The sequence below is a fragment of the Cupriavidus sp. 05N38 genome (genome assembly GCF_056397345.1).
Genome location: NZ_JBFTNF010000032.1, coordinates 72478 through 91628, shown reverse-complemented (window position 1 = coordinate 91628; position 19151 = coordinate 72478). Strand labels below are relative to the sequence as shown.

General features: G+C 58.5%; 17 protein-coding genes and 1 pseudogene. 8 read left to right on the top strand and 10 right to left on the bottom strand.

The genetic code is table 11. The features are described 5' to 3' along the window. The first annotated feature begins 45 nt into the window (after positions 1 to 45). A complete protein-coding gene (locus AC1DK4_RS23085) occupies positions 46 to 846 on the top strand; it encodes a MipA/OmpV family protein (RefSeq protein ID WP_441619095.1) in 801 nt (266 codons plus the stop codon). 214 nt (positions 847 to 1060) lie between these two features. Here AC1DK4_RS23085 and AC1DK4_RS23080 read toward each other — a convergent pair whose 3' ends face one another. Together AC1DK4_RS23080 and AC1DK4_RS23075 are read right to left on the bottom strand one after the other, a co-directional pair. Beyond that, positions 1061 to 1462 (bottom strand): C40 family peptidase, encoded by a 402-nt coding sequence (locus tag AC1DK4_RS23080; RefSeq protein ID WP_441619093.1) that lies wholly within the window; start codon positions 1460 to 1462, stop codon positions 1061 to 1063. 218 nt (positions 1463 to 1680) lie between these two features. Further along, positions 1681 to 2913 carry a class I SAM-dependent methyltransferase gene (locus AC1DK4_RS23075; RefSeq protein ID WP_441619091.1) on the bottom strand — a complete coding sequence of 411 codons (1233 nt, stop codon included), beginning with the start codon at positions 2911 to 2913 and terminating at the stop codon, positions 1681 to 1683. Between the two features lie 532 nt (positions 2914 to 3445). Here AC1DK4_RS23075 and AC1DK4_RS23070 point away from each other — a divergent pair. Next, the gene (locus tag AC1DK4_RS23070) at positions 3446 to 4450 is read left to right on the top strand and encodes a GlxA family transcriptional regulator (protein ID WP_441619089.1); all 1005 of its coding nucleotides are present in this window, start codon (positions 3446 to 3448) and stop codon (positions 4448 to 4450) included. Between the two features lie 49 nt (positions 4451 to 4499). Here the strand turns inward: AC1DK4_RS23070 and AC1DK4_RS23065 are convergent, their stop codons facing one another. Beyond that, entirely contained in the window at positions 4500 to 4826 is a 327-nt protein-coding gene (locus AC1DK4_RS23065; RefSeq protein WP_441619087.1) for a DMT family transporter, read from the bottom strand. Positions 4827 to 5566: 740 nt separating this feature from the next. Here AC1DK4_RS23065 and AC1DK4_RS23060 point away from each other — a divergent pair. From AC1DK4_RS23060 to AC1DK4_RS23045, 4 genes are all read left to right on the top strand, one after another. Then, positions 5567 to 6565, top strand: coding sequence for an SLAC1 anion channel family protein (locus AC1DK4_RS23060; protein ID WP_477131798.1), 999 nt, complete (start codon positions 5567 to 5569; stop codon positions 6563 to 6565). A 257-nt stretch (positions 6566 to 6822) separates the two neighbouring features. Then, on the top strand, positions 6823 to 7782 hold the full coding sequence (locus tag AC1DK4_RS23055) for a GlxA family transcriptional regulator (protein WP_441619083.1): 960 nt from the start codon (positions 6823 to 6825) through the stop codon (positions 7780 to 7782). A gap of 53 nt (positions 7783 to 7835) precedes the next feature. Then, positions 7836 to 8801 carry a hypothetical protein gene (locus AC1DK4_RS23050; RefSeq protein ID WP_441649820.1) on the top strand — a complete coding sequence of 322 codons (966 nt, stop codon included), beginning with the start codon at positions 7836 to 7838 and terminating at the stop codon, positions 8799 to 8801. A gap of 106 nt (positions 8802 to 8907) precedes the next feature. Further along, complete coding sequence (locus AC1DK4_RS23045; protein WP_441619079.1) at positions 8908 to 9180, top strand: hypothetical protein; 273 nt, start codon at positions 8908 to 8910, stop codon at positions 9178 to 9180. Between the two features lie 607 nt (positions 9181 to 9787). Here AC1DK4_RS23045 and AC1DK4_RS23040 read toward each other — a convergent pair. From AC1DK4_RS23040 to AC1DK4_RS23015, 6 genes and pseudogenes are all read right to left on the bottom strand, one after another. Then, positions 9788 to 10516 (bottom strand): DsbC family protein, encoded by a 729-nt coding sequence (locus tag AC1DK4_RS23040; protein ID WP_441619077.1) that lies wholly within the window; start codon positions 10514 to 10516, stop codon positions 9788 to 9790. A gap of 212 nt (positions 10517 to 10728) precedes the next feature. Beyond that, positions 10729 to 11729, bottom strand: a pseudogene (locus AC1DK4_RS23035) (dicarboxylate/amino acid:cation symporter). A gap of 491 nt (positions 11730 to 12220) precedes the next feature. Beyond that, positions 12221 to 12472, bottom strand: a complete 252-nt coding sequence (locus AC1DK4_RS23030) for a hypothetical protein (protein ID WP_441619073.1) — start codon at positions 12470 to 12472, stop codon at positions 12221 to 12223. Positions 12473 to 12849: 377 nt separating this feature from the next. Beyond that, positions 12850 to 13809: a GlxA family transcriptional regulator gene (locus tag AC1DK4_RS23025; protein ID WP_441619071.1), complete on the bottom strand. Its 960-nt coding sequence runs from the start codon at positions 13807 to 13809 to the stop codon at positions 12850 to 12852. A gap of 1329 nt (positions 13810 to 15138) precedes the next feature. Continuing rightward, complete coding sequence (locus AC1DK4_RS23020) at positions 15139 to 15531, bottom strand: hypothetical protein (protein ID WP_441619069.1); 393 nt, start codon at positions 15529 to 15531, stop codon at positions 15139 to 15141. Positions 15532 to 15652: 121 nt separating this feature from the next. Continuing rightward, a complete protein-coding gene (locus AC1DK4_RS23015; protein ID WP_441619067.1) occupies positions 15653 to 15985 on the bottom strand; it encodes a hypothetical protein in 333 nt (110 codons plus the stop codon). Positions 15986 to 16827: 842 nt separating this feature from the next. Between AC1DK4_RS23015 and AC1DK4_RS23010 the strand changes: the two genes are divergently transcribed. Beyond that, entirely contained in the window at positions 16828 to 16983 is a 156-nt protein-coding gene (locus AC1DK4_RS23010; protein ID WP_441619065.1) for a hypothetical protein, read from the top strand. A gap of 198 nt (positions 16984 to 17181) precedes the next feature. On the opposite strand, the gene AC1DK4_RS23005 is transcribed toward AC1DK4_RS23010, so the two are convergent. Beyond that, positions 17182 to 18078 (bottom strand): alpha/beta hydrolase, encoded by an 897-nt coding sequence (locus tag AC1DK4_RS23005; protein ID WP_441619063.1) that lies wholly within the window; start codon positions 18076 to 18078, stop codon positions 17182 to 17184. A 657-nt stretch (positions 18079 to 18735) separates the two neighbouring features. Here AC1DK4_RS23005 and AC1DK4_RS23000 point away from each other — a divergent pair. Next, complete coding sequence (locus AC1DK4_RS23000; protein ID WP_441619061.1) at positions 18736 to 19017, top strand: transcriptional regulator; 282 nt, start codon at positions 18736 to 18738, stop codon at positions 19015 to 19017. Positions 19018 to 19151 lie beyond the last annotated feature (134 nt).

The following is a 19151-nucleotide window of genomic DNA, read 5'->3' as shown; positions in this document are numbered from 1 at the left end:
CCATTCGTATAGTCGGATGCACTATCAACCTGCCTGTTTTTTACCATGCGCAATCTACTACTACTCCTCGGCTGCTGTACCTTCGGTTTCGCCGCCGCATCCACCGTGGATAATCAGACTGGGAGTCAATCTCCATCGTCGACGACGTCATACAGCGTCGGCCTGGCCGGGGGTGTCGTGCCGAGGTACCTGGGCAGCAAAGACTACCACGCGGTGGCACTTCCTACCTTCGCCGTGACTTTGCCGAATGGACTCTTTGCCTCCGCGACAGACGGCATCGGAGCCCGTTTCAGTTCATCCAGTGGCTTTTTTGGCAGTGCTGCATTGACCTACGATCTGGGACGAAAGGACGAGAATCGACCTGGGCTCCCGGGCTCCGACCACCTGCGCGGCATGGGTGACATCAGCGGCTCCGCTGTCAGCGTCCTCCAACTGGGCTTTTCCCTGACCCCGCAGATCTCCCTCACCTCAACTTTCAGGGTTCCGCTCACGCACCGCGAGCGCGGAATCACTTCTCGTACCGCAGCGAAGTTCGACTTGGCAAAGACTGACCGGGATGTTGTTTCCCTTGATGTCGGCGTGCTCGCCGGAACCCGCAAGTACAACCAGACCTTCTTTGGAGTAACGGGGTCGCAAGCTCTCACTTCGGGCTTCAATGAATACGCCGCCCATTCCGGCGTATATGGCGCCGACTCGAGACTCGTCTGGACCCATAAGCTGACAAGCAATTGGGCTATCACCAGCGCAGTTTCGGTTACTGGCTTGCTCGGCGATACGGCGCGAAGCCCAGTTGTCCAGCGACGCCTTGCTGTGTACGCGCTATCGTCAGTCAACTACACTTTCTAAACAGGCTTCGGCCTGTCCGTGCGAGTCTGATGAGGCTCGAAGCGAAACAAACCGTCTGGAAGCGAATCGGTGACGACGACACCGCGAAACGCTTCCAGCCTATGACCGCCGTCAAGACCTCCGGTCAATCAAAGATTGCATTCATTGAAATTTCCGTTGGCAGATACGGCCCCTCAGGTGTTCGCGGCCGTATCGCGGCATCCAGATGCAGGCCTCACGGGCCGCAGACACACTGAGGACAGCGCCTGACACCGTTTACGATCGACCGCCACCGGAAGGAACGAATCGACCCGTACTCGACGGTCCCGCACTTGCCGAGTACGTGAACGAAGGCGCCTTCGGACAACAGGATTCCCACGTGGGAGAACGCTCTCATCTCGGTATTGAAGAAGACGAGGTCGCCCGGCAACGCCTCGGACAGTTCTACGCGCGGGAGCAGTTCTGCCGCCATCATCAAGTTCGCGGGGAACGCTCGTTCCGTTGTCTGCTCAATCACGTGGCGGACAAAGCTGAAGGCGCCGAAACCGCTTTCCAACGTTCCCAGGCCCGTGACGCAGCGATGACCGACCATGTTCTCGGCGTAATTGGCAATCGGGTTACTGCTATGGCGCACCATGCCCCCTTACACAGGAACATCAACGCGCCTGGCCTGGTCGAAGCGACCGTGCCAGTATTTCGCATTCATGCTCTCAGCCCGCACTGCGCCTCCCTCCGCTTCAGTTTCCCGAAATCCTTGGCGCATGGTCATATGGCTTCCGAAGGCCAGACGAGAGTTGAGCGACTCGCAAGATCAGGTCGCCACGACAGCAAGTCGCTAGCCGTGGGACCTGACTATTACTCCGTCTTTCGGTACATGTACTTCCGCGACCAGGGGATGGACCCCGCGTTGCGACGAGCCTTCTGCCCAACGACCTGGTAGATGGCCACGTTGTCGACATCAAACGCAAACGCGCAACCCGCCAGGTATACGCGCCAGATTCGATACTTCTTCTCACCGATGGCCTCGCGAATCTCCGCGGCCTTCTCCTCAAAACGCTCGGTCCACATAGACAGGGTCTGTGCGTAGTGCCTTCGCAGATTCTCGATATCGAGCGCCTCGATTCCGCCCTCTTGCATCGCCTTAAGTGCCAACGAGATATGAGGTAACTCACCCTGCGGGAAGACATACTTATCGATGAATCCGCCACCGCCATGGGGCGAGTCTGCACTAGAGGCATCGCTTGATGTGATGCCATGATTCATCACGACCCCACCCTCCGACAGCAAGGAGGCGACTTTCCCGAAATAGCGCGGCAGATTCTCCAGGCCGACGTGCTCGAACATGCCAACACTGGTAATCCGGTCAAAGGTACCCGCAACGTCGCGATAGTCCTGCAGGCGAATTTCGATCGACGACGCTAGACCGAGCCTCTCCACCCGCTCTTTGGCAAAGCGATACTGATTCTCGGAGAGGGTGATGCCAACGCACTTCGCCCCGTATTTCTGGGCGGCGCGAATGACAAGGGCACCCCATCCGCAACCGATATCCAGCAAAGTCTGCCCTCGCTGGACGCGAATCTTCGTCAGAATGTGGTCAATCTTCTTTAACTGGGCGGAATGCAGGGTCTCGCTTCCATCCTCGAAGTAGCCACACGAGTACACCATGTTCTCGTCCAGCCAGAGACTGTAGAACTCGTTGGAGACATCGTAATGATATTCAATGGCGGCCTTGTCTTCGTCCTTGGAATGCCCCAATCGCCGGACTGTCTGGGCCAATCGGTCCCACGTGCCCCCATCGTCCGAGCCCAATTCCGCGAGGCGATAGCCCATATGGATAATGTCGGTGATGTCGCCATCAACATCGATTCTTCCTTGCACATACGCTTCACCAAGACTGTCCAAGCTTGGCGATACAAGGTAAGGCAACGCTCTTGAGTCGCGTACCGACAACGTTACTTTCGGGTTCCCGAAGCGTCCCAGGTCGAAGGCGCTTCCGGTCCATAGCTTGATCCGCACCGGGACGTCCGCATCTTTTCTGACCCGAGCAACCCACCGTTCCAACCCTGCATCAACAGCCATTCGCAGCATACATATCCCTTCATTGAACCGAATCGAGCAAATCCCCAGCAAACGAATCGGTCCATTTCTCCAATGAATCTTTCGCTCTCTCATTCAGAGCCATCGCTAACCGGACCGCCGGATCGCTTCATCTGCGACGCTACGCCAAGCCGATTAACTCCAGGAACATTCTCGATTGCGGTGCTTTCCGGGTAAAGAGTCCCCACGCGGCATGGCCCGCCAACCTTGGGACAGTTTCCGCCACTACGGTTAGGCGGCCCCTTGAGCCGCCTGCAAAGAACGATCCACCGCACATCGGTCTAACCGAAATTTCAACTACGGTCATCAATGCCCCGTGAGTTGAAACCAGAAAAGCTCCACAACCCGAGACGATAGTTACCTCGCACGCGACTTGTGGATGCACATTACGTTAATTCCATCTTCATGATCTGCCCGGCAACAGATTCAGACTTTGATGCATGACATACGGCCATCTTAGCGACATTGTTTGGTTTAAATAATAGACTCGTTTCGTATCATCCAAGACCGGAATTTTCCCATCATGCACATAGCTATCTTGATCTTCCCGGGCGTGCAATTGCTCGATGTCGTCGGCCCAATGGATGTCTTCAGCGAGGCGGCGAGACAGGCAGGAAGCCCTCACGCGTATCGAATCAGCTTGGTGGGAATCGACGGAAACGTTGTCATCGCTTCCAACGGCATCCGTGTTACGCCAAACATGACCATTGCCGATTACCTCGGGGACATTGATACGCTACTGGTACCCGGGATGCAGAACAGGACGGCAATGGCGGTCGGGGAGATCACCGTGCAATGGCTGAAAGACCAGGCAAAAGTCGTGCGCCGGCTGGGCTCCATCTGCTCTGGCGCCATGGTGCTGGCCAACGCAGGGCTGCTGGACGGGAAGCGTGCCACGACCCACTGGGACGCCACAAACCAGCTCGCCGCCAGGTTCCCTCGTGTTCAGGTCGAGCCCGATAGGCCCTACATCAAGGATGGGCAGGTCTATTCATCCGCTGGCGTTACCGCCGGAATGGACTTGGCTCTCGGGATGGTCGAGGAAGACTTTGGGAAGTCCGTCGCGATGAAAGTGGCGCGGGAGCTTATCATCTTCCCGCGCAGGCTCGGAGGGCAGCTCCAGTTCAGCGGGCGTTCATGTGGCCCGCGGGTGCGGCCGCACGGTGAGATTTTCGAGGTGCAGGAATGGGTGCGCCGAAACCTGGACAAGCCGCTGACGATTGAGCAACTAGCCCTGCAGGCTGCCATGAGCCCGAGGAACTTCCAGGCGAAATTTGAGGAGGAGGCCAAGGTGGCACCAAGCATCTTTGTCGAGTCTGCCCGTGCAACCGAGGCAAGCAGACTGCTGAGGGAGACCACTTACCCGATTGCAAAGATTTGCACGATGTGCGGATTCTCGGATTCCAAGGAGTTCCGGTTCGTCTTTCGGCGACACTATGGGGAGAGCCCGCTCGCCTACCGCAGACAATTCGCCGGGCAGGCAAAGTCCGTTGACCCGACGGGTGGCCACGATGGCATGCAGGGATAGGGCGTCCAGCAAGCCAAGGCCGCCCCGGGGTTGGGCGGCGGGCGCCGTGCTAGGCCGCCTCCCCTCCAACCAGTCTCAAGCCAATCACGCCGCAGAGAATCAGCGCCAGGCAAAGGATTCGAGCGCCGGTTATTGAATCCCCAAGGAAAGCCATGCCCACTGCCGCGGTACCCGCCGCGCCAATACCCGTCCACACGGCGTATGCGGTGCCAACCGGGAGGCTACGCAGAGACAGCGTCAGCAGAACAATACTCGTCAGGCCCGTGGCGATGGCGAACAAACTGGGCCCTGGTCGACTGAACCCCTCCGACCACTTCATCCCAAACGCGAAAGCTATTTCCAGTAGTCCAGCAATAGATAGAATAGTCCAAGCCATATTTAATCCAATGTAAGTGGCGCCGAAATGACAGGCGCTATCCTCCCCCTGGGCAACGGCCCGGAATAATGTGCAGGCGTGCCATGGTGCATTGCGCATGGATTCCAGGATAAGGAGGACGGGGTAGCCTTCCGCTCGCGCGATGAGTACCGAGCATTCTGTACTACTAATTCTCCGTTTGACGGACAGCTTGAGTTCACTTCCGGCCAGACCGCTCTTTCTTTGAGCCTGGTCTACGCGTCAACGCGGATGGAATCACAACCCGCTGCTCGGCGTAGGCAAACCTGCAATTTCGGCCGTACTGAAAGGGCTATCTGCCACTGTCCGTATTTGCGGCGCCGTGCAGCGTACGCTGCACGCTGGAGGAAACGATGTCCCCTGCGCTCGTATGGGGGCGGGCCGGCGAGCCGGTGTAGTCCGTCCAGGGGTGAGGGCCTGGTTCCGAGAGGGCGTGTGATTTGCGAGGCCGCTGGCTGGCGACTTTCGCGTAGCGTGCTGCACCTGGGAAGGCCAATCCGGCCTCAAATACGACAAATTCGGCCATGCTGTTTTGGCTGGCAGAAACCAGATCGAAGGTTGGCCGAAACTGCCACATCTTGCATCTTTCAGTCGCGCACTCCGGCTACCATAATTCAGTCATTCCCAACGGGCCAACAAATCTGCGAGCCGAAGCATACGGCTAGCCGGACCCGTTTTCCTGGGTACGCTGCAAAATCAGACAATTTTTCGTGGAGCTTGAGATGAGTACGACTGTAAGTCATTCCGCTGGAGCAGAGGTCAAAACACACTCGGTCAGGCATTTGCCCGTCAACCTTTTTGGCGCGGTAATGGGTATCTCTGGCCTGTCTCTAGCGTGGCGATTGGCTCATCGGGCCTTTGGCGTCAACCCGGTCATTGCTGAAGTCATTGGAATTGTCGCAATTCTCACGTTCGTGGTTCTGTCTATCGGCTACATAGCCAAATGGATTAAGTATCCGGCGACCGTGCACGGCGAATTCACTCATCCTATCGCCGGCAACTTCTTTGGAACCATTACCATTGGCATACTCCTGCTTTCCTCAGTCTTGGGCTTCTATAGCGAGTCGCTGGGTCAGGTAGTCTGGGGGGTGGGCGCAGTTCTTACCATTGTTCTGAGCTTTATCATCACTGCCCGCCTTTTCAAGGGTAAGCAGGACCCTACGCATGCAGCCCCGGCGTGGCTTATCCCCGGTGTTGCGACGTTGGATATCGCCGTTGCGGGCGGGACGATGCCGATGGCCTGGGCACACGAAGTGAACATGTTTGCGGTCGCGGTCGGAACGATGATGGCGATGGTTTTCTTCACCATGATCTTTTCGCGTGTCGTGCACCACGAGCCGCTCCCCAAGGGGATGGTTCCCTCGCTCATCATCATGATTGCGCCGTTCGAAGTTGGATTTCTTGCATACGTGAACGTCGCTCAGCATGTCGATATGTTCGCGTCGCTGCTCTTCTACTTCGGCTTCTTCCTCTTTATCGTTCTCGGCTTCAAAGTCTTCCGCCGCTCGATTCCTTTTGCTGCGTCCTGGTGGGCGATTAGCTTCCCGATGGCTGCCCTGGCGAATGCCGCACTGAAATATGCACTCTTTGCCAATACCTGGCCGCTGACGCTAATCGCCGGCCTCATCCTCGCCATCCTTACGATTGCGATTGGCATCTTGTTCATTCGCACGCTTCACCTGCTCTTCAGCGGCCGCTTGCTGCTTGGCTGRAGTCGCTAGACCTGCGCCGCACGTTCCCGAGCCGGGCCCCCGATAGACGGCGGCCCGGCAACCCGCGGCAGAGGGCAATTCCCCGGGTGCTCCGCAYGGGAAACGCACGGCCTCCGTACAAGGGGAAGGCAGCGTAGTTTCAAGAAAGATGGCAACCAGACTCCCGCGCCAAATACAGCCAATGATGGCGCAAACACGGACCCCCAAAGGCCGGTTGACCTTTTCTGATTAAACAGCACGCAACAGGCCTCGACCAATAAGCGACCATGAAAGTAGCCGTACTTGCATTTCCGGGCGTCCAGATGCTTGATGTGGTTGGCCCAATTGACGTGTTCAACGAAGCCGCCAGGCAGGCTGGAAATCCGGGCGCATACACGTTCGAAATCATCACGCCGGAGCGCGGCGAAGTCCGGGCATCAAATGGCATGACGTTCTTCTCCGACGCTGGCATCGCATCAGCGAGTGGTGACATTGACACGCTTCTTGTTGCAGGCAGCCCGAAGATGCGCGAAATCGAGGAGCAAGCGGCCCTGCTCTCCTGGCTCGTGCAGCAAAGCAAACGGGTGCGCAGGCTTGGCGCCGTGTGTTCGGGGGCGTTCTTGTTGGCCCGTGCCGGTCTTCTGGATGGAAAGAGGGCTACGACGCACTGGAACGCATCGACCCGCCTGGCGAGCACATTTCCCGCCGTAACCGTGGAACCTGACCGTATCTACATCAAGGATGGAGCTACCTACACATCCGCAGGCGTTACCGCGGGCATGGACTTGGCATTGGCCTTGGTCGAAGAGGACTTCGGTCGCGGTGTGGCGTTGAAAGTCGCAAGAGAGTTCGTGATGTTCCTCAAACGGCCAGGTGGGCAATCGCAATTCAGCGCTCACCTGGCGGCCCAGACCGCTGAGAAGAGCGTTATTCGCGACGTGCAGAACTGGGTGCTTGAGAACATTGAGAAGCCCCTTTCCGTAGACCATCTTGCGCTGCACGCAGGAATGAGCACGCGGAACTTTGCCCGCATGTTCAAGCGCGAGTCGAACACGACACCGGCCGAATTTGTCGAAGGGGCTCGTCTGGACGCCGCGAGGCGGATGTTGGAGGAAACTGCCAATCCCTTGAAGCGGGTCGCGGCACTCTGCGGATTCGGCGACCCCAATAGCCTTCGCCGCGCATTTGTTCGTCGCCTCGGCGTCACACCGGCAGACTACAGGCGCCGGTTTCGGACTGCCACCTAGCTCGCCCCAACACCGCGTACTCACTCAAAGCGGCCCCACGAATCGGATTTCAAATGCTCAAACGGAAGGTGTTTGTAGATGGAGTGGAAACTCCCGTTGGCCTTACCCTGTGGGGGCTATTGCGGAACAGGTCCGATTTGGAACTATCATGCTATGAGCCCTTCGTCCACGAGGGGCGTGTGTCGCGGATTGACATCGCCCGAGAGGCCGATTTCGCTATCCTCTGTGGGAATGCCTCCTCCTCCCTCGAGCTTCTGGGACATCTGCACGAGGGGCCCCGAATCATCGATACCAGTGGAGCATATCTCTCAGGTGGTGACGTAGTGTGCGGTCTCCCCGAGTTCTTCCGGGAAAACTCTGCTCTCATTCGCGAAGCACGCGTTGTAGGGATTCCGAACGCTGTGGCAAGTGCCTCCATTTCGCTGTTGCACCCCCTGTTTGAAGCTGGATACCTGGCCCCCCGCCTGCCGATAAGTATCCATGCGGTGCAAGGATATAGTGCACTGGAGGCTAGCGAGACCAGGTCGCGCGCGGAAACCGCGGCCCGCGCGGAGCGCGCCGTCTTCCGGACTTTGCAGACAACCTCCATTGACCGTGAACTGCGGGAAATCAAGCGATGGACCCGTCCCCCGCAAGCGATACAGCTTGCCACAAGCATAGGAAACTTTGCGCGTGGCACCGCCGTACACATCCCACTGTTCCAATCCAACCTCACGCCGCATCACACGCTGGAGGACGCGTACTCCTTGCTGGAGCGCTGGTACCTTGATTCATGTCACGTCAGGGTGACACGAGGCGCCACCCCAGCCGACGGCATCGCCGTAGGCGAAGTCAGTGACACCAACATCCTGGAACTCTACTGCCTGCCGGGAAGCTCCGAGGAAAGCGGGTTGCTTGCTGCGCGATTGGACAATCTTGGGCGCGGCTCGGCCCGAGCTGCGATTCAGGCCCTGAATATCATGCTCGACAGGAGGGCCGACTTTGCGCTTGACGGCTGCTTGCAACCCGAGTGCAGGTAATAGGTTCTCCATGCTTGGAGCGGGCACTCGGTAGCCCGCTTTTGCATCGGCGGAGAATATCCCGAATGGAAGACCAGGCTGTACGTTTGCTTAGGATGGTTACAAGATGGACTGCGAACTTCGTACCGCGGACGATGCGGGCGCCGGCGGTTTGGCATGGCTTGGCATCTACGCCAACAGAATCGTCGATGCCAGTGACTATCGGCTAATTTCCCAGGCCGTTAGCTTGGTGACCGAGACCATGTATCTCGAAGTACTCCCGCTGGCCTCGGATGGTTGTCTATTTCGCTGGCGATTCGAGGCGGAGTATCGCACTGCCTACATGGAAGCTTTCAGAGCGGTCTTCGCATTCGTAGGCATTCCGCTAGCTATTCGTTAGCGCCCTCAGAGAAGGACTGAAGGCGGCCTCGGGAATGAGCCTGATCCAGGGCACACGCCACCTGTCTCATCAGCGCTGCTGGTGACGCTCGATGGTGAAGTCTCGAGGCATCTCCTGCGGCTGCTCCCATCGAGAGAACCTCTCTCTTTCCCTTTCCCTTTCCCTTTCCCAATCCCGATGCCGGTGTTCCTCGCGCGGAGGAGCGATGACACATGCACTCAACAGAACCACCGAGCTGATACCCACTACAACGGCGCGCTTCACAATTTCTACCTTCATACGAGTTCTTGACGCCGTGGAGGTTATCTCGGTCCGCAAGCGCGATGTGTATGAGTATTTTGTGTCGATGTCATAAACGGAGACAAATTGCGCTGCGCTCGCACTTTGGCGGCTGTCCGCGCTGAACGAAACCAACTGGGCACGAGTCTATCCAGTTTCCCGTAGCACTTCCGACTGTCCGGCCTGTGTTGCCCTCTTCCCGGAAAGACGCCATTCCCGGCTGGCTTCGCGATTCCTTCCACGCAACGGACACCCCTCGTCGCTATCGAACACCAATCGCGCGTAGCGTTGATCTGTAGGCGCACTCGGCCTGCGCGAACTGTAAGTGCTATCTCCTTTCGGCGCTCAACCTGCGCTCGAGCGTGACCACGTCGGCAGCACCGGCCAGCCGCGTGCCGTCAGCAAAGAACACGCCGGGCGTGCCCGTCACGTTCAGCTTCCTGCCCAGCCGAAGGTTGTCGGCAATAGGTGTCTTGCAGTTGGCCTTCCCTGCCGGGGCAACTTTCCCAAGCATCCAGTCTCGCCAGGCCTTGGTCCTATCCGCCGCGCACCAGATCTGCCGGGCCTTGAGCTCCGAATCGTCGGATAACACCGGCATAAGGAAGGTGTAGACGGTCACATCGTCAATCTGACGCAAATTCTGCTCAAGCCGGCGGCAGTACGGGCAGTTTGGGTCCGAGAATACGGCCATCTGCCGGCTTCCATTTCCCTTGGTCCACTTCAACGCGTCGGCGAGAGGCAGGTCAGACCATTTGATGCGATTCAAGTCGGCAAGGCGCTCTTCCGTCAGGTTGGCACCGCTCTTTGCATCAACCATCACGCCGTTGATGATGTATCTCGCGGAGCCATCCGTGTACACCAAGCCACCACCAATGCTGACCTCGAACAAGCCGGGAATCGGTGTCTTTGCGACTCCCTTGACTTCGGCACGGCCGTCCAGCATTTTCTTCATTTCCGCGGCAATTCTGTTACTGTCCGGGTCCTCTGGCGCATTGGCTGAGGCAGCGGATGCGGCGCAGGTAACCGCTGCCATGGCGAAGAACAGTCCTGTGCTCATGCACGCCGTCATGAACGCGGACGGTCGCCCTGGTTTCTTTTCGAGCATATCTTTGAAGGTGGCCTTTCAGGCCGCTGTGAGTAATTCGGAATAGGTTGGCCGGCACGCCTGCGAGTCGGACGGGTTGCCCTCGACGACTCTCCAAACGGCCGCAGCTTTCACCAGAAATTCGAAGCGCGAGTCGCGGCGTTCTCTACACCCCGCCTGGGGCCCTACGCCGTCCTGGGGGTATCCAGGCTCGACCGCGCAGCGGAGGAGCTTTGCAGTCCTCCCTCGCTCTTTGCGACCACGGCCGTAGCCAACGCATTCCCAAGGACGTTCGTAACCGTGCGAGCCATGTCGAGGATATGGTCAACGCCAAGCACGAGCAAGATGCCGGCTTCCGGCAGTCCGAACATCGGCAATACGGCCGCGACGACAACGAGGGAGGCCCTGGGAACGCCCGCAATCCCCTTGCTTGTCACGAGCAAGACCAAGAGCATCGTAATCTGCTTCGTCAGGGACAACTCGATGCCATAGACCTGCGCGACAAACAGCGCCGCGAACGAGGTATACATGATGGAGCCATCAAGATTGAACGAGTAACCAAGCGGAAGGACGAAGCTGACAATACGGTCCTTTACGCCGAAGTGCCCGAGATGCTCGACCACCTTCGGGTAAGCCGACTCACTACTTGCCGTAGCAAAGCCCAATAGAAGCGGAGCACGAATCTCGCCAAGCAACCGGAATACATCTCGCCCGAGGAACCAGTAGCCTGCACCGATAAGAATGACCCAGAGTATCGCCAGCGACAGGTACACGCTGCCGAGCAGTTTTCCATAGACGAGGAGCACGCCGACACCCTGGGTAGAGATGACCGCGGGGCTGGCAGCGGCAGATCCATGCCAAGCCCCGGCGTCAAGACGTTTGCCATAACGAGGCCGATCACCAGCGACGTGATGGAAGCAACAACGAACCATGCCATCGCCTTGAGACCAATGCGACCCACCGCCTTCCCGTCGCCCATGCCCGCGATACCGCCTACAAGCGTCGCAAACACCAGCGGTGCAATGATCATCTTGATCAGACGGAGAAAGACGTCGCTGAGGATGGAGAGATATCCACTAATCGACTTGGCCGCTTCCGCGCCGGCCAAGAAGTGAACGGCCGTGCCGACGAGCACGCCGAGTACCATCGCCACAAATATGTATAGGGGCAACCTGTTTGATTTCATGATGACGCTATTCTTGAAGAGGACAGCCGATACAAGCGCATCGGCGATGAACTGCGAGCCCCAGGGAAGCGAACGGGGACAATTCCGCCGTTCGGCAAGCACCGAGGAACTGATTGGCCAAACACTGTTGACGAGATAGTCGCGCCGGCAAGGTCGATGTAGGCGGGTTCCCGCGAGGTCTGATTGGGCACCGAAGGAACGCTCGGCGGACGCCGGGAAGGCTTGCCTCTCCTTCCTGACGGGCACTTTCGAAGAGCAGAGCTGATGCCACGATTTGGGCCGCGCGCTTGCGCAGGCGCCCCACGTGAACTAGTTTGACTTCGTGGAAAAGCCAACGCGTGGCGCTATACCATCAGTTCAAGCCGAGGGAGCGCACATCCTGTGCCTTCATGCGCCAACGGGGAACCGGAAGTCTTCCCACCAGCTTGGACGCGAGGCTTGAGCGCGCCAGCGGGGCGCAGCGCTCCGACTGCGCCCCCGTCCGGAGCGACTCAGGACACCAACTGCCGGCGGAACTCCGCAATCGGGGCGTGTGGCTGAATCTCCAGGACCTTCCCATCAATCACCAGGCTCGGGAGTCGTTTCACCCCCGCTGCCTCCGCGGAGGCGGTTAGCTCTCCGTGTTCCTCGAGATTGACAACAGTCAGGGAATGTCGGTCGTTGTCAAAGAGGCCTGTCATCGTTTCCACAACGGAAAGACAAATCTTGCAGCCATCGTGATAAAGAATAGCTTCGCGGTTCATGGCATTCTCCGAGTTCTTCAGTTGCGCCGCGCTCACTGCAGTACCAGCGGGTGCGGGTCGTTTGGCTACTGGATTATCGGTGTCCATACCCCTAGTGAAAACCTTGACGAGGGCGCTGTTCCTGCCAATTCAGTGACGCTTCCAGCCAGCCCCACAACCGTAGCGTCGGAGGCCAGGTGCGGCCCGCTTTGGGTCGGCAGATTCAGGGCCATCACCCACGCGCTGTCCATGACGTAATGCGCTGCCCCGCGCGATGACGCGTTGATTCCTTCACTGCGCTTCAGGCGCTACGAAAGTAGCTATGTGAGGGCGAGCTGGATGAAGGCAATTGCTTTGGCATCGGGCGATGCCAGCACCCAATGCCGCGGCGCTGGCAATCACGCCGCAATGCGGAAGCGGCGCCTGTATTCGGCCGGCGAGACGCCAAGTCGCCTGAGGAAGGCTCGTCTGAGGCCATTCGGGTCACCGAAGCCCGTAAGGGCAGCCACACGTTTTAGCGGATTCCTAGTCTCTTCGAGCATCCTGCGTGCGGCATCCAGTCGCGCTCCCTCAACGAAGTCCGCAGGCGTCACGTTGCACTCCTGCTTGAAGATGCGGGCAAAGTTTCGTGTGCTCATCCCCGCATGGGCGGCCAGATTATCCACCGAGAGTTGCTTGTTCAGATTCTCCACCGCCCAATTCTGAACATCCCGAATCGCGCTCTTTTCTGCAGTCTGCGCAGCCAGATGCGCACTAAACTGGGATTGCCCGCCAGGCCGCTTGAGGAACATCACAAACTCACGGGCAACTTTCAGGGCAATCGCCCGCCCAAAGTCCTCCTCTACCATGGCAAGCGCGAGGTCCAACCCTGCCGTGACGCCGGCGGATGTGTAGATATTTCCATCCTTCACATAGATCTGGTCCGGCTCCACCTTTACCTTGGGGAACATTCGGCCCAGCCTGGCGGTTGAGTTCCAATGCGTTGTAGCACGTCTTCCATCCAGCAACCCTGTGTGCGCCAGGAGAAGCGCTCCCGAACAGACCGAGCCAATCCGACGAACCGTCTTGGCGTAGCGATTAATCCAATCTCGTATCGCGGTGTCTTTCTCAACAAGATTCACCAAAGGACTACCCGCGATCAGAAGCGTGTCTATATCGGGGCTGCTGGTATCAAGCGTAGCATCCGGGGTAATCGTCATTCCGTTCGAGGCAGTCAGAATGCCGGGTGTTGGCGACACAATCTCGAACTGGTACGCACCTGGATTTCCTGCCTGACGCGCAGCCTCATTGAAGACATCGATAGGCCCCACCAAGTCGAGCATCTGGACGCTCGGGAAAGCAAGTACAGCGATTTTCATGGCAACAACAGACGTAGATGACCGGATACTTTATTTTAGTCAATTCCGGCCAACGCGCGCGCGCCCTGGCTTGAAGTGCCACTCGATTGGCTGCATCTGAATGCATGTGCAGAAACAGCCATCTCGCATCTACACGACCTGCTGCCGCTAGCTCCTGCCGGAGATGCCGGGCAGGCCTGACTCTGTGCCACCCTCAGCCTGCCATGGGCTGTTAACTCAGAGACACTTGCCGGCTCCCGATGCCGCAGCGGGGTGCAGCTTCAGTGCCGGTGCGAAGCACTGCGACGGCCGACGCACGTGCTATCCGTGGCACGGCTTTGGGCGCGGATACCTTCATTGCGCCGCAGGACATCCGAACCGGCGACCGGAACTTATCGGTAGCGAATGATAGTGATTTCCACGATGCGCCGATTCTCCGCAAGCATCTGGCCACCGGCCTTATGAAGCGATTCGAGCCTTGTTCGCGCCTCTCCAAGCAGGGCAGCGTCACCCCCTGCCTCGCGCACTCGCCCCGCTATGCGAGACAGAAGAATACGGTTCCCAATCCACCCCTCTGGGCTTTCCACGCTTGTGTAGCCGATTCTCTCGTATGCTCTGGGAGGCTCCCCATGTGTCCATACATCCACACCGTCGACAACCTCTCTGGCACCACCGGTTCCATACCGGACCTCCGGCGTACCTTCGTATCGTTGAATCGGAGCTACGCAAGCAGCCAAACCGACGCAGGCCGCGGAAACGAAAATCGAACACCTGAATAGCGACTTACCAATCAGCCTCATGATATTAATAATAAGAGTCCATAATTAAATTAGCGCGACCATCGCAAATAGGCCGTCACGCACAATGCGGGCGATTTTGTCACCTCGATTTTTCTCCGGTGCGCCCGGACATCATCTGTCGAGTTCGTGTACCTCGAAATCGCACGTCGGCCTTAAGCTGGGAAAGACCACGTTCAAGAGTATGCCTTCGAGGCACTCGCGGTTGCGTTCAATCGCAGACGCATCAATGCGTGCCGATACGCGTAGCTGAGCCTTCTCCCCACAACTGCCGGCGCTCGCTATGTCGACAGAAAGTGAACTCCGCAGCAAGCAGGACGATACGCTGGCGGAGAGACCACAGGCGAGCATTTCGTCGTAGATGAGCGAGAAAGGGTTTTGGAGGTCAGACCACGCCTCGGCCAGGCTCGCGGTCAACTCGCGGAGCATGCGAGGGTCTTTCAAGGTCAGAACGTAGTTTATTGATGCTTGGTCTTGCAATGCGCGACTCCCTAGGCTCTTTAAAGGATGCAACCGCCACCAATTTCCTCAGGAAATCGGAGGACCGGAGCGCTTACCTGTGCTTTACGATAAGGATGTCGACTACCAGATTAATGGCTGGATAAGTAACACCGTCCACCACCTCTGTATACGCCTCCTCTTCCCTCTCTCCAACGCGAATTGCCGCGTCCCCTCCAGCACGCGTGACGGCGCGGTCAATTTCGAGTTGAAGAAAGCGATGTGCGAACGGCCCGTTGGGAACGACAATTGAGCGCCGCTCCAGGACGATATGAGATTTGTCATCACTGCGGCCTTCCTTTCGCCTTTCGATGGGCCGCTGTACAACGCTGGCCAAGTCGGCATCGACTTCCCGCAGTCCAGTTCCGAGTGTCAGGGCCTCCGCCAGCGGAAGCCTCAATGCCATCAGCATCAATGCGACCAAAACAACAATGCCTCTCTTCCGCATGAACAATCCTGATATTGGCGTCGGCCACATAAGCAACCGACGACTTTCCGGTGAGTTTCTCCCGAGATGGGCCACTCGATTTGTAGGATGAGCTTTGCCGCCATCGGATTGCCAACAATCGCTACCGGGAAATTGGCGGCGGTCTCCTTCCATTCGCGGCCTGCAGCAAGGGGCCAGCCTTATCCAGGTAGGCAATTCCCATGACGTCGAGTGCCGCGCGGGCAAGCGCAAGGTGGGCAGGCATGTCGGGAAGCTTCACTTCCCATCGAAGCGATGCGCCGTCCAGCGCCATTCTTCTCGAGGTCTGTAGTATCGCGGAGGCTGAAAGGAGATTCTCCATGCTGACCTTTGCGCGCACGAACCGTAGGAAGACATCTTGCGGCGTATCATCATTGCAGCGGACTTCCAGAATGCCGGTTCCTGCCGTGCCATGCATACTTATCAGTTCAATCATCTTTCTACTCCCAACTCGGGGACCGCTGGCGGYGCACACTCAACCGCGAGCTGAGGCAATGCTCCCGTCGTTAGCCTTTTGTCCCCACTGGTCCCTTAACCATGACTCGCCGGCGCCCTCGCCGGTTGTCCGGGGCTTGCTCTGACTAGCGCTATCCATGGCAGCCTGCGCACCGAGGCATCGGCAGGCACGCGTACGCTACTCATTGCCCAGCACTAGTTCCAGTTGCAGAGTCTAGACAGTAATCGCCATGCGCGAGCGGCCCTGGCCGTAGCGCTGTCAATATTGGCCGTTAGCGTCGTCTCTCATTTTGAGTTCCATGCAGGTGTACGCAGGAAATCCCCCTGATAAACCATGAGACGTTGAACCGGCACGCTGCGCCATGGGGAGATGAGTGTGGGCTGTCCAAACCAGCAGGAAGGTCCATTCCTGATTCGATAACTGCCAGGAGGCTGGTGGTGTCCAAATGGTCGGACTACCGTGCGTCCACACAACTCAGGTGTCATGAGGACGCCATGCAGGCTCTCCATCTCCTGGCGCTGCTGCTCGCAATCGCAGCAGCCAGTTACACATTCGCGCACCAAGGTACCGTATCAGGCCCAATTAAAAGCTCGACAACCCTCGCGCCCCATCTCGGCCATGTGCATTGGTGGGCCCTCTCCTGTAAGTGGCTTCGGTAGCGAGCAGTTTGGCTGAAACTGCTGCATCTCATAACTAACGGCACGGGCCTTCATCTCCGATAATGAATTCACCGCCGCAGCACTGTACGTGCGGCGCCAATGCCAAGTAATCAAGTCGGCCGAAAACAGAAGAACAGGCCGTATCGGACAGACGAGGACATCATGAACACTTCAGCCATCCACGCTGCGTCCATGCAGCAGCAGCACAACTCGGTGAGGCATCTCCTGGTGAATCTGATTCCCTTCGCCGTCTCCTGGTGGGCCATCAGCTTCGCAATGGCTGTCGTGCTGAACGCAGCGCTGAAGTACGCTGTTTAGCAGACTCCTGGGTTTTGACTCTCATCGCCGGCATTGTCCTCACCCTGCCCAGCGGGGCCTCCTCACCGGATCCTGGCAGCCTGACCACATCGCGATAGACATGCAAGAAGGCCCCATCCGGGGCCTTCTTGCATTCGCCTTGTCCGCCGCTGCTCTTTTCACCTCGCCGCACTTCACGGTGCGGCGCACCGCTGCCACTCAGGCGTCGAATCGTCCACGGATAAACGCGGCACCCTCGAGAACCGCAGATCTTGCCTCCGGTAAGCGCGTGTGCCACATATGCCATTCATGGAACATCCCAGGCCAGACCTTGAGGGTGACATCGACGCCGGCGGCGCCGGCTCGCGCCGCAAGCCTCGTCGCATCATCCAGCAGGCTTTCGTCTCCTCCGACGTGAATCAGCATTGGTGGCAGGCCCGCCAGGTCGCCGAAGAGGGGCGATGCCAAAGGGTTCCGCGGGTCATTGTCCTCTTGCAGGTAACTACGCGCGAACGCCTGGAGCCCTTCCATTGAAATGATGGGGTCGACGTCCGCCTTTGCGCGGATCGAGTCACCGCTCATGGTGAGGTCAGTCCAGGGGGAGATGAGAAAGACCCCCTTCGGTAGCGGTATCTCCCGCTGATTGCACAGCAGCATTAGAGCCACGGCGAGACCGCCGCCAGCCGAGTCTCCTGCCACGACAATGGAAGGGTCCTCACCAAGCCGGTCATACAGCCACTGGTAGGCGTTGAGCGCATCGCGCAGTGCGAGAGGGAAAGGGTTCTCAGGTGCCCTCCGATAGTCAACCGCAAAGACATCCCGATGCGTCTCGATGCACAAGGCCGCCGTCAGCGTTCGGTATTGCGCTGGGGTATGCATGACATAGCCGCCGCCGTGGAGATACAGGACAGCCTGGTTGCGTTGCGCTCCGTAGGACGCCGTCCACGTCCCCGGCAGTTCGTTGCCGTCAAGGAAGCGAACGCCTTGCGGGACGTCGATTTCGTTGTAGATCCTGTCCGCGTGCGTTCGGAGTTGCTCCAGCGTTGGCTGAGCCGGGACTTGTGAATTACGGTCCCGAAGGAACTGAACGATATCTTTCAACTGCTGCGATGCCATGGCTGCTCCATGCAGCGCGCTACCTGGGAGAACTGCCAGTCGGCCCTGCCGGATAGCACTTGGTGGACCTTGCCAAGAGGAGAGCGCGCGATCGGTCTTGGAACAGGATAGGCTCACAGCGCACCAAGTATCTGCCATACAAGTGAACGCTTCGGCCATGGTGGCTCGCTGATCGCCTCGAGGGCACACGGCCCGTGGTCCAGATGGAAAACGACACGGCGGCGGCCGGCCCGGTCGAGAGTCAAGCGAGTGTTCCGAACCCACGGCTACAAGGCCTCCTGGCGCGATTGCGTTGCTACCTCATACCGTTGACTGCTTTTGCTGCGGAATTGGCGCATGCCCGTGTTGTCCTCACGGTACGCTCGTCTTCCCGCTCTCGGCAGCAACGCACGCTGCAACGCAACGCGGCTACCTCCGGCCCGCCACTTGCTGACTCCCCATCACAGGCGTCGACTTCGGCATTTGGCCGAAACTACAATGTGGTTGTCTTCATCCGCTCGAACTACGGGCTGTCTCCATCGGCTTGGGATTGCTAGAGTTAAAGCACTCAGGTCCGCCGCGCTTCGATCCTTATGCATGAAGCTTGCGGGGCGTGGGATAACCGGGGGCCGCGCTTGCCGGCTGGCCTGCAGTCACAAATGTATGAAGGATTCAACCATGGAACTGATCGACCCGTCCGAGCATTCGCGCTTCCTCTCCTTCCTGGAGCGGCACAGCCTGCCTCAGCATGACTTCGTGCTTGTCGAAGTCGACACCACCGACCCGAAGAGCGACGAAATATTTGGCCTGCAGGGATGGATTACGATTCGCCGTCTCTCGGCCGGCACTTCGCGCGAGTATCTTATTGGTGACGAATCCGACTGGCTCGAACATTTCAGCAAGGATGTGCATGCGGGTACCTTTGGCGCATTCACTCCAGGCCACCCGGTCACCTCATGAGCAGCGGGAGCGCCGCGCCGATGAAGGGCGCATTCGCCCCTGGACTTACTTAGCGCAAGACCCGGGTTTCGCCACGCATCGCTCTTGCGGCGGTTCGTGGCGAGACTCGCATCTGGCGTTCCGGACAATGGTTT